This window comes from Vibrio sp. 1978 (assembly GCF_033344345.1).
The window spans coordinates 1-689 of sequence record NZ_JAWPOP010000481.1 but is presented as its reverse complement, the minus strand read 5'-3'; the positions used below and the strand labels follow the sequence as shown (position 1 = coordinate 689).

Genomic DNA, 689 nt, shown 5'->3' with positions numbered 1-689 from the left:
GTGTGTTCAACATGAACTTCTTCAATTTCGCATTGTGCTTGTGGGTTAATCGCAAACAGTGCGTTGCTATCTTCTAGCGTTGCGACTGCGTGTTGCAGTGTTTTCTCTTGCTCTGCATTTTCTGGTGCGTGTTCAAAGCCGACCACATCAGCACCAGGAGCTGTGATTTCGAGCAGCAAGTCACTGCCGTCTTGGGCAATATTAAATTCAACATGACCATGAACGTGCGCACTGTGTTGGCGGTATTCTTCTGCTGTTGCGACTGTCGATAGAGACAAACCGATAACGATCGCTAAAACCTGTTTAGATGGCATTTTACTTTCCTAATTTTGCTGATAAATCCGAGATCTGGTTGATTTCAGATTAGTACTCATTTGACGTTCTGTTATTGAAACGCGTCTATACACGTTGGAAATAACTAATTGGGTTGTGTTTGAGTGTTTACGCAAAATAAGGCGGTGCACGCGCAGCGCTGAATACTTCTTCTACATGATGCGAGCGCTCTGAGACATCATCATAATGGGCCCGTGTGTATGACGGCACTGGGATTGCTGGTTGTGCTTTAGCGAGACCATGTTGCGCGCCAGCAAAGAGTTGGCAGTGATGATGAGTATGATGCTCTGGTGTGAGGTCGACTTGATGAAAGATCGAAGCAAAATTCCAGATGATCAGCAAAGCAACACTGAAAA

The 689-nt window shown here is 45.3% G+C and carries 2 protein-coding genes; both read right to left on the bottom strand.

Going from position 1 to position 689, the window contains the following annotated elements; translation table 11 throughout:
* Positions 1-314 (bottom strand): ZrgA family zinc uptake protein (locus R8N49_RS27340; protein WP_318190479.1); only part of this gene is annotated, 314 nt, incomplete at its 3' end.
* A gap of 127 nt (positions 315-441) precedes the next feature.
* A partial coding sequence (locus R8N49_RS27335; RefSeq protein ID WP_318190478.1) for a DUF2607 family protein occupies positions 442-689 on the bottom strand: 248 nt, incomplete at its 5' end.